The sequence below is a fragment of the Rhizobium jaguaris genome (genome assembly GCF_003627755.1).
GTDB classification, from domain to species: Bacteria; Pseudomonadota; Alphaproteobacteria; order Rhizobiales; family Rhizobiaceae; genus Rhizobium; species Rhizobium jaguaris.
Genome location: NZ_CP032695.1, coordinates 1114562 through 1130408, shown reverse-complemented (window position 1 = coordinate 1130408; position 15847 = coordinate 1114562). Strand labels below are relative to the sequence as shown.

Here is a 15847-nt window from a genome sequence, read left to right as displayed (position 1 = left end):
TTCCTTGCACAAACTCTCAGCAGTGACATACTCACCTCATGAGCCACTTCCGATGACTGACCGCGGATGTACCGGCAGTATCGAAATGGAGCAAGGGAGGCCGGCGAGAACATCGTTCGGCCTTTCTTTGTTGAACTCGTGACTGGTTTGCCGTCCTCTTCGTCATTTCGAGGAACCGCAAGCGGTTCTGCCACCGACGTCATAGTCAGCTATGAGCAACATAGGCCGCAATGATCGCCGCGGCTTGCGCCGAGTCCAATGCCTCTGCCTGGGTTGTGGTGATAGCGTGCAATTGGTCACTGGACAGCACCGAAATATCGTAGGTTGACAGTCCCCGCAGGCCTCGGATGCTGATGGCCTCGATTTGGCTGCTCGACAGTGTCGCGATATCCTGCGACGACAGGGCGCCGATCTCGGCGGACGTCAGTGCCGCGATCTGCGTCGTCGTCAATGAACCGATCTGCGCCGTCGACAGCGCCGCAACCTGACTGGTGGTCAGAGCCGCCATCGAGGCAGACTTCAGTGAGGCGATCTGCTCGGTCGATAGTGCGGCCACGGCGACGGTGCTCAGAGCCGCAATCTGCTTCGCGCTCAAAGCGCCGATCTGTGTGGAACTCAAAACATGGATCTGACCGGTCGTGAGCGCACCGATCTGGCTGGGCGTCAGCGCCGCGATCTGCACCGTCTTCAAGGAAGCGATCGTGCCGGTGGAGAGCAATGCGACATTAGCAGTCGAGAGCTTCGACAGGGCGAGCGCGCTAATGGCACCGATTTGATCGCTCGACAACGTCGCGATATCCTGCGACGACAGGACGCCGACCTCTGCGGCCGTCAGAGCGGCGATCTGCGCAGTCGACAATACATCGATCTGCGCAGTCGACAGCGCTGCGATCTGCCCGGTGGTCAGTGCCGCGATCGAGACAGACTTCAGTGAGGCGATTTGCTCGGTCGAGAGTGAAGCCACAGCGACGGTGCTCAGAGCCCCAATCTGCTTCGCACTCAACGCGCCCATCTGCGCGGAACTCAAAGCGCCGATCTGACCGGTCGTGAGTGCAGCGATCTGGCTGGAGGTCAGCACCGCGATCTGCGCCGTCTTCAAAGCGGCGATCGTGCCGGTGGAGAGCAAGGCGACATTAGCAGTCGAAAGCTTCGACAGGGCGAGCGCGCTGATGGCTCCGATTTGGTCGCTCGACAGCGCCGCAATATCCTGCGACGACAGGGCGCCAACCTCTGCCGCCGTCAGAGCGGCGATCTGCGTCGTCGTCAATGAACCGATCTGCGCCGTCGATAGCGCCGCGATCTCACTGGTGGTCAGCCCAGCGATCGAGGCGGACTTCAGTGAGGCGATTTGCGCGGTCGTGAGCGCGGCCACGGCGGCGGTGCTCAGAGCCGCAACCTGCTTCGCGCTCAAAGCGCCGATCTGCGTCGAACTTAAGACGCCGATCTGGTTGGTCGTGAGTGCGGCGATCTGGCTGGACGTCAGTGCCGCGATCTGCGCGGTCTTCAAGGCGGCGATCGTGCCGGTGGAGAGCAATGCGACGTTATCCGTGGAGAGCTTCGATAAGGCCAGCGCGCTGATGGCTCCGATTTGGTCGCTCGACAGCGTCGCAATATCCTGCGACGACAGGGCACCAACCTCTGCGGCCGTCAGCGCCGCGATCTGCGCGCTCGACAATGAACCGATCTGCGCCGTCGTCAGCGCCGCAATCTGACCGGTGGTCAGCGCCGCGGTCGAGGCAGGCTTCAGCGCGGCGATTTGTTCACTCGAGAGCGCAGCCACGGCGACGGTGCTCAGAGCCGCAACCTGCTTCGCGCTCAAAGCGCCGATCTGTATGGAACTCAAAACGCCGATCTGGTTGGTCGTGAGTGCAGCGATCTGGTTGGACGTCAGTGCCGCGATCTGCGCGGTCTTCAAAGCGGCGATCGTGCCGGTGGAGAGCAAGGCGACATTAGCGGTTGAAAGCTTCGACAGGGCGACCGAGCTGATGGCTCCGATTTGGTCGCTCGACAGCGCCGCAATATCCTGCGACGACAGGGCGCCGACCTCTGCGGCAGAGAGAGCAGCGATCTGCGTCGTCGTCAACGCGCCGATCTGCGCTGTCGACAGCGCCGCAATCTGATTGGTGGTCAGCGCTTTCACTTCAACCGTAGAGAGCCCCCCAATCTGGACCGATGATAGAACGGCCAGTTGGTCTAGCCCCAAGCCCACGATCGCGCCCGCTGATATGGCGTTCATCTGCGTCGAGGTGAGAACAGCAACATCCTGCGTATCCAACGCGGCGATCTGGGCTGAGGTAAGCGCCTTGATTTGGCTTGTGCCCAGCGCCGCTACCTCGTCCGTGGTCAAAGAAGCGATCGTGGCGGTGGGAAGAGACCGGATCACATTTGCGGATAGAGAAGAAATGATTGAAGTCATAGACGAGCGTTCCAAATATTAGCTTGATCACGTCTTGCTTGTCCCGCCGGACTAGGTAGCCGCAAAGGCTTCCGATTATCCGGCTAACGACAGCGGCTGAGGCGCAGGAATAAATGCGATTGCGAACTAACTGACTGCTTTAGGTTTCATAGTCCCCGCGCTACTCGCGGGATATTTCCTATTGCAGCCGTAACAGAGGCACCTGATCCGAGGCTTGCGCGAGCTGACCCAAAAGTTTCGTCGCAAATTCGAGGCAGCCGCGAGCTCGGTCGATTGCCATGGCCCGGATTATCTCCCTGCGACGCGGATCGGTTCGACCCGCCCGGTCAACGACTTTGAATTCCGCACGCAGTTCAGTGCAGAAGGCTGGCGCGCCTCTGATTCCTTGCCTGGTCGCTGAATCGAATATGCCGAGCCGGAATTGAAGTGCTGTACGCCAATGCCCTCACCCTGGGAAGGCGACGACGCCCAAGAGCTCGACGCGTCAGGGATTTAAGAACTCGCGCCGCCATGTTGCAAAGCTTCGCTCATACACGATGACGATTCTCACGATGGGGTCGAAAAAATTTTCGATGACGTGCGCTTGCAGCCTGTGGAACGCCCAATCCGATGCAAAGGCCGCTCTTGCAGACGTGTTTCCGCAAGCTAACGCATGTTCCCGGTATGGCCTTCCGAATACCTACCGGGTTGTGGCCAAACCGTGAGCCCGTGCGGCTCGACGCCCACTCGAACCTTTGTCACGGCGCCGGTGGTAGTGTCGAACATGTAGACCTCGCCGTCGAAGCGACCGGATAGCCACAATTGTTTGCCGTCCGCGCTGACATTTCCCATATCAGGACTGCCACCGCCAGGTACTGGCCATTGTGCAACGACCGAACGGGTTGCGAAATCGATCACCGTTACGCTGCCTGGACCATGCGGACCTGCTCGCTTCATATTGTGCGAGCCGCGATTTGCGACAAAGAGCTGAGTTCCGTCGCGGCTGACGCTAAGTCCATGACTTCCCACGCCAGTTGGAATGAAACCGATCTCGGTAAAGCTGTTGCCGTCAATCATGAAGACGCCGTCATTCATCATGTCGGCCACGTAGAAAACCTTACCGTCCGGTGAAAGCCTAATGTCCTGCGGCATCCCTTTCTTGGACAAGGTGAGGTTGCCGACGACTTTTTTGGTCGACAAGTCCACTTTCACAAGGCCGCCTCCGGCAAACTCGCAAGTGAAGATCGCATAGGAATTGTCGGCGGCAAAATCCGCATGGTTGATGCCATGACAGGTAGGCGTTGAAATAACCGATTTGATCGCCATCGTCTGCGGGTCGCGCAGCTCGAGCCGTCTGTATGCCTCGTTGACAATGATCGCTGAACTGCCATCCGGCATGAAATACATGTTGTAGGGATCGTCTACCGGAATTGTCTTGCCGGGCTTTCCCGTCTTTGGGTCAATGGGTGTCAGGCTGCCCTTGTTTGAGAGACCGGCGTCGTTGGCAACCCAAAGCGTCTTCAGATCCCAAGAAGGCACGATGTGCTGAGGATGCCGTCCGACTGGGAATCTGTCGACTTCCTTCAGCGTTTGGCTGTCGATGACCGATACGCTGTTGGACGCATGGTTGGGCACATAGACTCGTGGCAGCGCATCCGTTGTCGCTGGCGACATGTGGTCTGACGTTGTTTCGCTGTAGATGTTGACGGCGCCCTGCGGCGTCGACTGCTCACTGCACGCCTCCGCGCATGGGTCGGCTGAAGCTGAGGCCGCTTGCAGCGCGACAATACACCAGACTAGAGCGGGAATTGCCTTGAAGCGTCCTCTCGTCATTGCGGCCGCCGCCGATTTGCGATGAACTCGCGGATTGCGTCAGTCGTCCCATTGACGATCAGATCCACACCCATTTGGCCAAACTCGGCGGATGATCGCGTTGGATCGCCACCGTAGACGCCATCAGCCGCACCAAGCTTCGGAGCAGCCAGGATGCGATCCATGCGTACCATTGACGGATCGATGGCGAGCATAAGCGATGTATCGGCCAACCCGGCGTGCGTCCCGATTTCATTACTCTTTGCACCAGAAGACAAAAGCTTCTCGACATAGGCGCCGTTGGTGATCTCGTAATATTCGAGCGCGGCGAACACTCTGGCTGGCGTATTGCCCCATTCTCGGTTCAGGCGATCGGCTACCAGACGCTCATCGGCTTGGTAGCCCCCGTGATCGCCGATCAAGACAATGGTCGTGAAGCCGTGCAGTTTGAAGCTGCGGGCCGCGGATTCGAGCAACTGTTCAAAAATTTTGTCGCTGATCGAGATCGTGCCCGGAAATTTCATATGCCCGGTCGGCGGATCGATCGAACCCTCGGGAACATACGATATCACCGGCGCAACCAGCGCATTGCCGAGCCGCTCGGCTATCTTCCCGGCGAGATACTTCACTCGCACATTGTGCTTGCCCAGCGCCATAGCCGGGCCGCTTTGTTCGACGCCCCCGATTGGCACAATGATCGTCGTTGTTCCAGATTTAATAAGATCACGCAGTTCCGTCCAGGTTTGGTCCTCAAGCAAGACCGACGCGGCCGAAGGATATGTCGAAAGAAACACAAACATAGACAAAACTGCGAGATAGATACCAACGAAGGTGAACTTGCGCCGACAGATCATCGTGCCTCACAAATCGTGCGTCGCGTTCAGCAGTCAATCTGAAGCTGCCCGTTATCACTTTATAGAAGTGTAAAGTAACGATTGCCTAAATATTCAGGCTTTGTATTCGGGATAGAGGACCGCACGAAGAGCCGAGTTGGCACAGGGTGTCGTCCCCAGCAAGAAAACAGGGCGATGAGGATTGCACCAACTGGTTGCGGGTGGTTCTGGACTTCCTCCGCGAGGGTTTGGCCTATTCCGTTAATGCCATCGAGCCGTCTCATGAACGCGCCCGACGAGATTCGCAGGTACGGAATTTGTCCGTCAACCTGGCAGGCTAAACTCCCTAAGCGAACGCAGTATCAGCATAAAGCCTTGCCGCATGGGCTGCCCGATCCAGCTCCTCACGAAAATCCGGGTGGGCCAACGCAATCAGTGCCCTTGCTCGCTCGGCCACGGATTTGCCCTTGAGGTTCGTCCATCCATATTCGGTGACGACGATATGCGTGTCGTTGCGTGATGTCGTCACTGGCCCAGTCAGCGCTGGAACGATGCGCGAGAGCGTGCCTTTCGCCGCCGTGGAATGACAGGCGATGATCGACCGCCCTCCCCGCGAAGCATAGGCGCCACGCACGAAATCGACCTGGCCGCCGGACGCGCTAAACTGCCTGCCGTTCATGAATTCCGAATTGCATGCCCCGTTCAGATCGATCTGCAGCGTTGCGTTGACCGACACGGCCCGGTCGTTCCGAGAAATGACGAAAGGATTGTTCACATAGTCGACCGGATAGGCTTCAATGTCCGGATTGTTGTGCAGGAAGTCGTAAAGCGATTGATCACCCAGTGCGAAGGTGAAGATCGATCGCCCGACGTGTGTTTGCTTGCGGCTATTGTCAACCACGCCTGCCTTGACAAGATTGGCAAGGCCCACCGTCATCATTTCCGTATGAATACCGAGGTGGCGGTGTTGCGAAAGCCGCGAGCACACTGCATCCGGCAAGGCGCCGATCCCCATTTGCAGGCAATCACCGTCTTCCACCAGGCCTGCGACGATCGCACCGATGGCATCGTCCACTTCATTGCTGGGAGCCGCCGGCAGCATCGGCAGGTCAACATCGTTTTCCACCAGCGCCGTCACGCTCGATACGGGGATCATGCAATCGCCCCGCACATAAGGCATCTTCGCATTGACTTCGAGGATCAGCCGAATTCCCGGCTTCCGCGATACCGTGAGCGCGTAGTCGGTACTGGCGCCGAGGCTGAAATTGCCATCCGCATCCATCGGCGCGACCGTTGCAATCAGCGTATCTACCCCGACGTGCTCGACCAGCGAGCGCGGCACTTGGCTGAAATGGCAGGGCACCAGGTCGACGGCAGGCAATGCCTCGGCCGATCGCCTCTTGTCGAGCGCACGCTCCACGCCTCCGTGAAAGTAACTTATCGGAATGATCCGATGGCAGAGGTCGAAATCGAAGACGCTGGTTCCCGCAACACCAGTACAAAGAAGATAGTGGAGCCGCACATTTTCGACGGCTCCCGCCCGGGCCCGCTCGGCCAATGCTGCAAGGATCGCGGGCGGCTGACCGGCAGCTATCGGCATCGCGACCTTCGCGCCCGAGGGGATCAGAGCGACGGCCTCCTTTGCGGATAGCAGCCGTTCGCGAAACAGCGTCTGATGGATGGTAGTCATTGGGCCCTCCTCCCAGTGCTATCTTCAGAATAAATCAGCATCCATTTCTGTGTTCACGTCCTCATCGGCATTTACGGCTGCTGCGGGCTTCCGTCTGCCACGGAACACACTCTATCAAAACCGCGCAATGCGTGTTTTTGCAAGGCTGGACGCGCAGGGATCCGGCCTTCGAATGAGAACTCGCGAGACCGTGCGGTCTCATGGTCGACTGAATGACCGAGGAGGCGAAAGAAAAGCTGGTCGCACCCACGTGGGCCTTCACTGCCAACTCACCCGCTCACGAACGCGATAACCGGCGGAAATCGGAGGGGACGCCGAAGGTATTATGCACATAACCGGTTGCGGTCTATACCTCCTGGCGAACTCATTCTGGGCGCCGACCATGCTCCAGCCATTCTTTATTCCGGCACCCAAACATCGCCCGTATCCGATCGCTTCGAACCATGTCTTCCGTAGCTTTTTTCACACTCTCCCGCAAAACCTCTTCTCTTTCTCGAACAGCGCAAGCGCGCGTCAAGCTCTTTCGAAAGAAGGCTTTCGCGAGAGGAAGCGAAATCGGATTGATAATCTGCGCGGCGCTGGTCGGGATCGCCTCGGGCTGCGTGGTGAGCGCAATGAGCTGGATATCGAAGGCGCTGCATAGCCTTCTTTTCGGTATATCGCATGACGAATGGCTGAGCGCCTCACCGATCGACAACGAGCTGCTGGTTCTAATGGCGCCGGTAGCCGGTGGCGCGATCATGGGCATCGTCTTCCTGATTCTCAGGAAGAGACGAAACCGGCCAATCGTAGATCCGATCGAAGCCAATGCATTGTATGGCGGCCGCATATCCCTGACCGACAGTATTATCGTTGCGGCCCAAAACCTGATCTCCAACGGCTTCGGGGCATCGGTCGGTTTGGAGGCCGGCTATACCCAGCTCTCCTCCGGCATCGCATCGAAGCTCGGCACGAAACTCACCTTCAGAAGAGAGGATCAGCGCATCCTGATCGGTTGTAGGGCCGCCGGCGCCATCGCAGCCGCGTTCAATGCCCCGTTGACAGGCTCCTTCTACGCCTTCGAGCTGATCATCGGCACCTACAGCACCGTTGCCCTTGCGCCGGCCGCAGTCGCCGCCATCCTGGCAACCCTTGTCGCCCGGGCGCTCTCCGGCAACACATTCCTGATCGAAGTTGGCAATATCGGAGCGATTGCACCCCGCGATTTTTTGCCGGCTGTCCTGCTTGGCGCCCTCTGCGCAATGCTGGGGATTGTCATCATGAAAGCTGTCACCTTTACCAAACAGGTTGCCCGGAAAAGCTCAATCCATCAGGCGTTGCGCCCAGCGCTGGGCGGCGGGATCGTCGGATTGCTGGCCATGGTCACACCGCAAGTGCTTTCGGCCGGCCACGGTGCCTTGCATCTGAATTTCGAAACGCAAAACACGCTGACGACACTCGCCATCATCTTTCTCCTGAAAGCGATTGCCTCAGCTGCGCCATCCAGGATACGTCCGATGTCGTGCAACAACACTAGGGTCGCTTCCTGCCTCAGGACAAGGCGGCTTGGCGGCAAAGATCCTGAACCAGGTTTGGGAGGCCGCATAGGTCAGCCCGATCGAGATCCTAGCGCCAACAGCTAAGCATAAGCGGAAATCATTCCCGCGTATGCTCAGCCTCAAACGGCGCTAGGCCGGAGAACCGCAATTACCTAACGCGGCTAACTTCCGTTAGCGTCTTACTTCGGGCGATGAATTCGCGGAGCAGGGGAAGGAAGAACGCTTTGCTGAAGCGGCCAACCGGTGGCTCAGGCTCTATATAAAAGGAGCGGCCAATAACGTCACTGTTGAATTCGTCCAAAATAATCCAGAGACGTCGATCGACATCGAGACCGGCGCGGCGCTTCTCAATAACCGGGATCTCTGCAGCAAAGCGTCCACTTTCCGGCTGTTTGGTTGTTATTGGAAAGAAGAGCACAAGATCACCGTCTGTCCTAGCGATCCGAACGCCGACGGCAACGGGCCGTTCCTTCCGACCTTCCGTTTCGCCGTTGTCTGCTTCCCGGCTCCAAAGATAACGGTAGCGCACGACCACCGCAGTCTGTATCTCTTCATAACCGCTCATCGATTGGCGTCGTCACTATCGGCATAGGCATCGACAGCCGCCTCGAATTGGGCGAAGAGTTGATCAGACATGGTATCAATCGTTTCAACGGTCCGCACATTGGACTGTCTCATAAGCCGCTCGTAATCTTCGATATTGAGCAGCACCAACCGGGGCTTATTCCGCTGGGTAATCGTCACGGGATGGCGCAAAGCTTCAGCAATTATGTCGCCAGACTTTCGCGAGAGATCGCTTGTTGTAAAAGAGCTGCCATGGTCTGCCATTTTCGGCCTTCCTCAAACCAGAATTTGACCTTCATATAGCATGCTAAAGCACCGCAATCCAGAAAATACAGCATTGCTGCAAATGCTGCATAAGAGCGTAACAAATGCTCTTGACGGGAACTGAGCCATCAGCCGAGCTCATGCTCGACATAAACCTTTGGGTAAACTCGCACGGCCAAACATCAGGACTCCGTTGGAGTCGTCCCGTCAGTCTATTCAGCCAGTGGAATGCTGGACTGGCTTCCCGACCGCGAATAAGCAATACCTGCCGCAACAGATGCCCGCTGCATCGCGAGCCGCAGTGAAAGGCCGCGATCCAGAGCCGACGCGAGAACGCCGAGGAAGCAATCGCCTGCAGCGGTCGTGTCTTTCACATCGACCGGCATCGCCGGGACGCGAATGTCCTCTCCATCGAGATGCGCCTCGGCACCATCACCGCCAAGCGTTCGCACAATCCCTGTCGAGAGCGTCTCGGACAGTTCCCTGGCGCTAGAGCCGCAGCCCAGCCAGCCGCCCAGCGCTTCTGCCTCGTCCTCATTGACCACGATTAGACCGCAGAGCGATAGAACCTCGGCGCGAAGCGGAAATGCGGGAGCCAGGTTTAGGATCGAGGTTTTCCCGAGCTCATGTGCGCGGCGGATGAGTTTTTCCACTTCTGCTGTATCGTTTTCCATCTGCATGACGACGATGGCGGCCAGGCTCAGCAGATCTTCATCGACGGCATCGGAGGAAGCAGAGAGATTCGCGCCGGCAGCCACTGCAATCATGTTGTGACCGGCAACGTCGATATAGATCGAAGCACAACCGGTCGGCTCCGAGAGACGCTCAACACGAGAAATATCGGCCGCGGTCGCGAGATTTTGCATGCCGATTTCGGCCAGCGCATCAGAGCCGACGGCACCGACCATTACGACTTCGGCGCCATCGCGGGCTGCGGCCAGCGCCTGGTTGGCGCCTTTACCGCCGGCTTCAATCCTGAAACCGTTCGCTAGCAGGGTCTGTCCCGGCTGCGGCATCTCCGCCATCTCGAAGACGAAATCGACATTGATCGAACCGAACGTGACGATCACGATATGCGCTCCTGTTAGGCGACCTGGAAGAAATGGCCTTCGCCGGCTTGGCCGTAGGACCGCTTCGGTGGCACGTAATCTGCCGCACGAAACGGGCTCTTGATCTCGTCGTTGGAGATCCGGCGTGCCTGGCGATGCGAGGGATCGGCGATCGGAACCGCTGCCATCAGCCGCTTCGTGTAATCGTGCTGTGGGTTTTCGAAGACGGCCTGCCGCGGACCGATCTCGACGATCTCGCCGAGATACATCACGGCTACACGGTGGCTGATCCGCTCCACCACCGCCATATCATGGCTGATGAAGAGATAACCAAGCCCGTATTTTTCCTGCAGGTCGAGCATCAGGTTGATGACCTGCGCCTTGACCGACACATCGAGCGCCGAGACGGATTCGTCGGCGATGATCAACTTCGGCTCCAGGGCGAGAGCGCGGGCAATGCAGACGCGCTGCCGCTGGCCGCCCGAGAATTCGTGCGGGAAGCGATCCGCCATCGAGGCGGACAATCCGACGCGCTCCAGCAGATCGCCAACACGCTCTTTCGCCTCGGCCACCGTTCCGCGACCATGGGTGACGATGGGCTCGGCGATCGCCGCACCGACGCGGATGCGCGGATTGAGGCTTTCGAACGGATCCTGGAAGATCATTTGCGCCTCGCGGCGGATTTCGGCGAGCGCCGACTTGCTGGCGTCCAGCACGTTCTTGCCGTCGATCGCGATCTCGCCGGACCGCGCATCCGTCAAGCGGATGATCGAACGGCCGGTCGTCGATTTGCCGCAGCCGGATTCGCCAACCAGCGATAACGTCTCGCCTTGCCTCAGTTCGAGCGAGACGTTCTCCACCGCATGAATGCGGCCGATCGTCTTGCGCAGGAAGCCCTTCTTGATGTCGAAGCGGGTGACGAGGCCATCGACCTTGAGAATGGGCGGCGCGTTGCGCTTGACTGTGTCTTCGGTCGGCTTGACCGGTTGGACCTCACCGGTCGCCATGTCGACCTGCGGGAAACGCAGCGGCCGGTCGAGACCGGTCATCGAACCGAGCCGCGGCACGGCGGATAGAAGCGCCCGCGTATACGGGTGCTTGGCGCCGGCGAAGATCTCACGTGTCGTGTCGGTTTCCACCTGTTCGCCGCGATACATGACGACGGTGCGATCGGAGATTTCCGCCACGACGCCCATGTCGTGGGTGATGAAGAGGACGGACGTCCCCTCTTCTTCCTGCAGGGTCTTGATGAGTTCCAGAATCTGCGCCTGGATCGTCACGTCGAGTGCCGTCGTCGGTTCGTCGGCGATCAGCAGCTTCGGATCACAGGCGAGGGCGATGGCGATGATGACGCGCTGGCGCATGCCGCCGGAAAAGTTCATCGGATATTCCGAAAGCCGCGATTTGGCAGAGGGAATGCGAACCTTTTCCAGAAGCCGGACCGCCTCGGCTTCCGCCTGGCTATGCGACATGCCGCGATGTTGAACAAGAACTTCCGTGATCTGATGACCAATTTTCAGCACCGGATTGAGGCTCGTCATCGGCTCCTGAAAGATCATGCCGATATGGTTGCCGCGGATGGACTGCATGGCGTCGAGCGGCAAGTCGAGAAGGTTCTTGCCCTCGAAGTCGATGCGACCGGTGACCCGTGAATTGGCGGGCGAAAGCAGGCGCATGATCGACATGGCCGCGACGCTCTTGCCCGAACCGCTTTCGCCGACGACGGCGACGGTTTCCTTCGGCCCGATGTCGAAAGAGACGTTACGCACGACGTTGCGCCACTCGCCGCCGACGCGGAACGAGGTGTTGAGGTTAGAGATCGATAGAATTGGGGAGGTCATGGCTTAACCTTCGCGGCGCGGATTGAGGATGTCGCGCAGCGCGTCTCCGATCAGGTTGATCGCGACGATGAGCAGCAACAGGACGAGGCCCGGGAAGAAGCTGATCCAGTAGTCGCCGGACAGCAGGTATTCGAAGCCGTTGGAGATCAGCAGTCCGAGCGACGGCTGGGTGACCGGTAGTCCGATGCCCAGGAAGGACAGCGTCGCTTCCAGCATGATCGCATAGGCTACGCGCATGGTGGCGACGACGATCAGCGGCGGCAGGCAGTTCGGCAGGATGTGGCGGAACAGGATGCTGTGGTCCGGCAGCGCCATCGAACGGGCAGCATCTACATAAGCGCGCTTGCGCTCCACCAGGGCGGAGCCACGGATGGTGCGGGCATAATAGGCCCACTGGGTGACGATCAGCGCAAGGATGATCTTGTCGATCCCCTGCCCAAGAATGGCGAGAAAGATCAGAGCGATCAGGATGGCCGGGAAGCTCAACTGGATGTCGACGATGCGCATCAGGAAGGAATCGAGCCGGGCGCCGGCATAGGCGCTGAGGAGACCGATCGATGCGCCGATGAGAAGCGCGATCGCCGCGCTCGACACGCCGACCAGAAGGCTGGTGCGCAAGCCGTAGAGCATGGCGCTCAAGAGATCACGACCTTGGTCGTCGGTGCCGAGCAGATAGACCATACCGTTCGCGCTCATGGATCCCGGGGCAAGGCGCCCGTCGAGAATGTCGAGCTGCGAAAGGTCATATGGGTTCTGAGGCGCCATCAGCGGCGCAAAGAGCGCCGCCAGCACGAAGAGCGTGACGAGGACGATCCCGATCAGCGCCAGCTTGTCGTGCAGGAGCGCCGAAACGGTTTGCCAGAGCGGCGAGCGGGAGGCGCGAGCCGGAGTGCCGGCCTGCGCGGCATGGACGGATGTCGCGGAGGTGGGTTGCTGGCTCATCAGGAATTCCCTTCCAGGCGAACGCGCGGGTCGACGATCGAGTAGAGAATGTCGACCAGGAGATTGATGACGCTGAACATCACCACGGTGATCATCAGGTAGGCGAGGATGACGGGGCGATCGAGAACGCCGATGGCGTCGATGATAAGCTTGCCCATGCCCGGCCAGGCGAAGATCGTCTCGGTTACGACTGCAAAGGCGATCAGCGAACCGAGTTCGAGGCCAATAACGGTGATCAGCGGGATCAGCGTGTTCTTCAGTACATGGACGACGACGATCCGCCGTTCTGGCAGGCCCTTGGCGCGCGCGAAACGGACGAAATCGAGCTGCATAGTTTCGAGAACGCCGGCCCGGGTCAGCCGGATGATAAGCGAGATCTTGAAAAGCGCCAGGTTGAAGGCCGGCAACAGCAGGTGCGATAGGCCGTCGAGCGTGAAGAGCGAGAGCGGCAGGCCGAAGACCGGCACTGTTTCGCCGCGGCCGGACGCTGGCAGCCAGCCAAGCTTGACGCTGAACAGCATGACCATGACGAGGCCGATCCAGAAAGTCGGCAAGCTGAAGCCGAGGATCGAAAACGTTATGACCGATTTGGAAACCAGGCTTTTCGGCTTGAGCCCTGCATAGACGCCGAGCGGAATGCCGATGACGAGGCCGAGCACCAGTGCAACGAAGGCGAGTTCCAGCGTCGCCGGCATGCGGTTGAGGATGAGCCTCAGGGCAGGCTGGTTGAAGACGAAGGAGTTGCCGAGGTCGCCCGACAAGGCGCGGGTCAGGAAGAGCCAGTATTGTTCCCAGACTGGTTTGTCGAGGCCGAAGGACTGGATGACCTGCAGCCGTTCGGCCGGCGTCGCCGTCGGGCTGAGGAGAACGTCGACCGGATTGCCGACGAGATAAAGGCCGGCGAAGACCAGCACCGACATGACGAGAAGCGTCAGGACGGTCTGGAGCAGCCGGCTGAAAAGATAACCGCTCATGCGTTTTGCCCTCCCCGGGTCCTGGGATCGACACCGGTATCGCCGTGGCGGGCGATGCGTTCGATCAGCAAATCGATGAACCCCTGCTCGTCGACGCCGGTCATGACCTTGGCGTTTTGAGCGCGGTCCATCTTTTGGTAGAAATCGGCATAGGTATAGCCCATCGTGAGCCCCGTGAGCTGCGTGCCAACCGTGGCCTTCCGGCCGGTGAAAAGTTCGGGACGGACCAGAAAGGCGACGGTGGTCGCATCATGGATCGGGCCACCCGGCCGGCCGAAACGGTTGACGTCGCTCCGGTCGAAGGTGGTAAACAGGTTGAACAGCGCCCGACCCGGCTTGCCGCCCTGATCGCGGAAGCGCGCGAAATGATCGGCGGTGAATAGCGCCTGGAAGGTCATATCGAGTGGCATGATTGTGAGCGGAACGCCGGACCGGAAGACGATTTCGGCAGCATGCGGGTCCGCGTAGACGTTGAATTCGGCCCAAGGCGTGCGGTGGCCGAGCGCGGTGAAGGCGCCGCTCATGGAGACGATCTCGCGAATGCCGCGCGCGACATCCGGATGCTGGATCAGCGCCAAAGCGATATTGGTCATCGGCCCTATGGCGCAGATGGTGATCGGCTCGGCGGCGGCCGCCGCCGCGCGTGCCGTGCGGACGAGAAAATGCACGGCATGTTCGCCAGCGGGAGAAAAGTCACTGCGGGCCACGAGGTCCTCGGCGAAGGCACCGATCCTGGCATATTTGCCGTAGACCTGATCGCGCACCAACGGCCCGGCGACGCCCCCATGCACAGGAACGTCGGTGCGTCCCGTCAGGCCGACGATCCTGCAAGCATTGGCGAGCGTATCGGCCAGTGGCACGTTGCCGGCGACGATCGTGAGCCCGAGAAGGTCGATTTCCGGCGAGGCTAGCGCCATGAGGATCGCCGCGGCATCGTCGACGCCGGGATCCGTATCAATGATGACACGGTGGCGGCTCATGCGATGGCCTTCTCGGCGTAGCGTGACAGCCGTTCGAGAAAGAAGTCGATGACGCCATCGGCATCGACCTTGGTCACGATTTCAGCGTTCGGTTCCTGCCCGCTCTTGCCGTACCAGTCGGCAACCGTCTGGCCCATGCAGAGCTCGCTCTCGTATTCGATGAAGATACGGGCGCGCTCGGTCCTAAACAAATGCGGAGCGAGGACGTAGGCCATCACCAGCGGATCATGCAGCGGGCCGCCGCGCGAACCGTAGCGACGCACGTCGTTGCGGTCCCAGAAGGCCATCAGCTCGGCCAGCGTTTCGGAAATGCGGCCGCTGATGGCGGCGAAACGAGCAACGTGCTCCGGCTTCAGGATGACCTGATGCGTCGCGTCGAGCGCCAGGGCGACGATCGGAATGCCGCTGGAGAAGACGACATGCGCCGCATGCGGATCGGCCAGCATGTTGAATTCGGCCGTCATGGTGCGATTGCCCGGTTCGCGATAGGCGCCGCCCATCATGACGATCCGCTCGATGCCTCCGGCGACCTCGGGTTTCATCCTGAGCGCAACGGCGAGATTGGTCATCGGGCCGAGACAGCAGAGCGTGACGTGCTTTCCGGTTTCGGCAGCCTTGATCAGCGTTTCGACCAGGAAGTCGACGGCGGAGGTCGGTTCTGCAGCCTTCACCGGATCCGGCAGCGTCGTGTTGCCGAGCCCGGTTTTGCCGTGGAACTGTCCGTAGATCGGCTCGCGCAGCATGGGACGGAAGCAGCCGGCGAAGACCGGGATGTCGACGCGCTGGCCGAGTTCGCACACCTGCAGCGCGTTGTGCACGGTGCGTTCGAGCGGCTGGTTGCCGCACACCGGTGTGATGCCGAGAATTTCGAGTTCTGGCGAGACGAAAGCCGTCAAAAGCGCGATCGTGTCATCGATCCCAGGATCGCAATCGACGATTACAGGAATAGTGGTCATGTCAAAAAT

Annotated in this window: 14 protein-coding genes and 1 pseudogene; 3 read left to right on the top strand and 12 right to left on the bottom strand. The window is 59.7% G+C overall.

Going from position 1 to position 15847, the window contains the following annotated elements; genetic code table 11:
- Nucleotides 1-205: 205 nt before the first annotated feature.
- Nucleotides 206-2347, bottom strand: coding sequence for a beta strand repeat-containing protein (locus tag CCGE525_RS27545; RefSeq protein ID WP_162950330.1), 2142 nt, complete (start codon nt 2345-2347; stop codon nt 206-208).
- A 283-nt stretch (nt 2348-2630) separates the two neighbouring features.
- Between CCGE525_RS27545 and CCGE525_RS38515 the strand changes: the two genes are divergently transcribed.
- Nucleotides 2631-2816 (top strand): hypothetical protein, encoded by a 186-nt coding sequence (locus CCGE525_RS38515; RefSeq protein WP_162950257.1) that lies wholly within the window; start codon nt 2631-2633, stop codon nt 2814-2816.
- 245 nt (nt 2817-3061) lie between these two features.
- Here CCGE525_RS38515 and CCGE525_RS27540 read toward each other — a convergent pair whose 3' ends face one another.
- The 3 genes from CCGE525_RS27540 to CCGE525_RS27525 form a co-directional block, all read right to left on the bottom strand.
- A complete protein-coding gene (locus CCGE525_RS27540; RefSeq protein WP_120707432.1) occupies nt 3062-4228 on the bottom strand; it encodes a YncE family protein in 1167 nt (388 codons plus the stop codon).
- On the bottom strand, nt 4225-5007 hold the full coding sequence (locus CCGE525_RS27535; protein ID WP_245472320.1) for a creatininase family protein: 783 nt from the start codon (nt 5005-5007) through the stop codon (nt 4225-4227). Before CCGE525_RS27535 ends, CCGE525_RS27540 begins: the two co-directional genes overlap by 4 nt.
- Nucleotides 5008-5386: 379 nt before the next feature.
- Nucleotides 5387-6730 carry an acetyl-CoA hydrolase/transferase family protein gene (locus tag CCGE525_RS27525; protein ID WP_120707430.1) on the bottom strand — a complete coding sequence of 448 codons (1344 nt, stop codon included), beginning with the start codon at nt 6728-6730 and terminating at the stop codon, nt 5387-5389.
- Nucleotides 6731-7112: 382 nt separating this feature from the next.
- Between CCGE525_RS27525 and CCGE525_RS39925 the strand changes: the two genes are divergently transcribed.
- Complete coding sequence (locus tag CCGE525_RS39925; RefSeq protein ID WP_425375931.1) at nt 7113-7373, top strand: hypothetical protein; 261 nt, start codon at nt 7113-7115, stop codon at nt 7371-7373.
- Nucleotides 7255-8205, top strand: a pseudogene (locus CCGE525_RS27520) (chloride channel protein); the annotation flags it as partial. The gene CCGE525_RS39925 and the pseudogene CCGE525_RS27520, both read left to right, overlap by 119 nt.
- A 211-nt stretch (nt 8206-8416) precedes the next feature.
- On the opposite strand, the gene CCGE525_RS27515 reads toward CCGE525_RS27520, so the two are convergent.
- The 8 genes from CCGE525_RS27515 to CCGE525_RS27480 form a co-directional block, all read right to left on the bottom strand.
- Complete coding sequence (locus tag CCGE525_RS27515; RefSeq protein ID WP_120707428.1) at nt 8417-8833, bottom strand: hypothetical protein; 417 nt, start codon at nt 8831-8833, stop codon at nt 8417-8419.
- Nucleotides 8830-9096, bottom strand: coding sequence for a type II toxin-antitoxin system prevent-host-death family antitoxin (locus CCGE525_RS27510; RefSeq protein WP_120707427.1), 267 nt, complete (start codon nt 9094-9096; stop codon nt 8830-8832). The genes CCGE525_RS27515 and CCGE525_RS27510 overlap by 4 nt, the downstream gene beginning before the upstream one ends.
- Nucleotides 9097-9308: 212 nt before the next feature.
- The gene (locus tag CCGE525_RS27505) at nt 9309-10166 is read right to left on the bottom strand and encodes a ribokinase (protein ID WP_120707426.1); all 858 of its coding nucleotides are present in this window, start codon (nt 10164-10166) and stop codon (nt 9309-9311) included.
- A 14-nt stretch (nt 10167-10180) separates the two neighbouring features.
- Nucleotides 10181-11986, bottom strand: a complete 1806-nt coding sequence (locus CCGE525_RS27500) for an ABC transporter ATP-binding protein (protein WP_120707425.1) — start codon at nt 11984-11986, stop codon at nt 10181-10183.
- Between the two features lie 3 nt (nt 11987-11989).
- Nucleotides 11990-12928: an ABC transporter permease gene (locus CCGE525_RS27495; protein WP_120707424.1), complete on the bottom strand. Its 939-nt coding sequence runs from the start codon at nt 12926-12928 to the stop codon at nt 11990-11992.
- A complete protein-coding gene (locus tag CCGE525_RS27490; protein WP_120707423.1) occupies nt 12928-13902 on the bottom strand; it encodes an ABC transporter permease in 975 nt (324 codons plus the stop codon). Before CCGE525_RS27490 ends, CCGE525_RS27495 begins: the two co-directional genes overlap by 1 nt.
- Nucleotides 13899-14882 (bottom strand): nucleoside hydrolase, encoded by a 984-nt coding sequence (locus CCGE525_RS27485; RefSeq protein ID WP_120707422.1) that lies wholly within the window; start codon nt 14880-14882, stop codon nt 13899-13901. Before CCGE525_RS27485 ends, CCGE525_RS27490 begins: the two co-directional genes overlap by 4 nt.
- Nucleotides 14879-15838: a nucleoside hydrolase gene (locus tag CCGE525_RS27480; RefSeq protein ID WP_120707421.1), complete on the bottom strand. Its 960-nt coding sequence runs from the start codon at nt 15836-15838 to the stop codon at nt 14879-14881. The genes CCGE525_RS27485 and CCGE525_RS27480 overlap by 4 nt, the downstream gene beginning before the upstream one ends.
- Between the last annotated feature and the right edge of the window lie 9 nt (nt 15839-15847).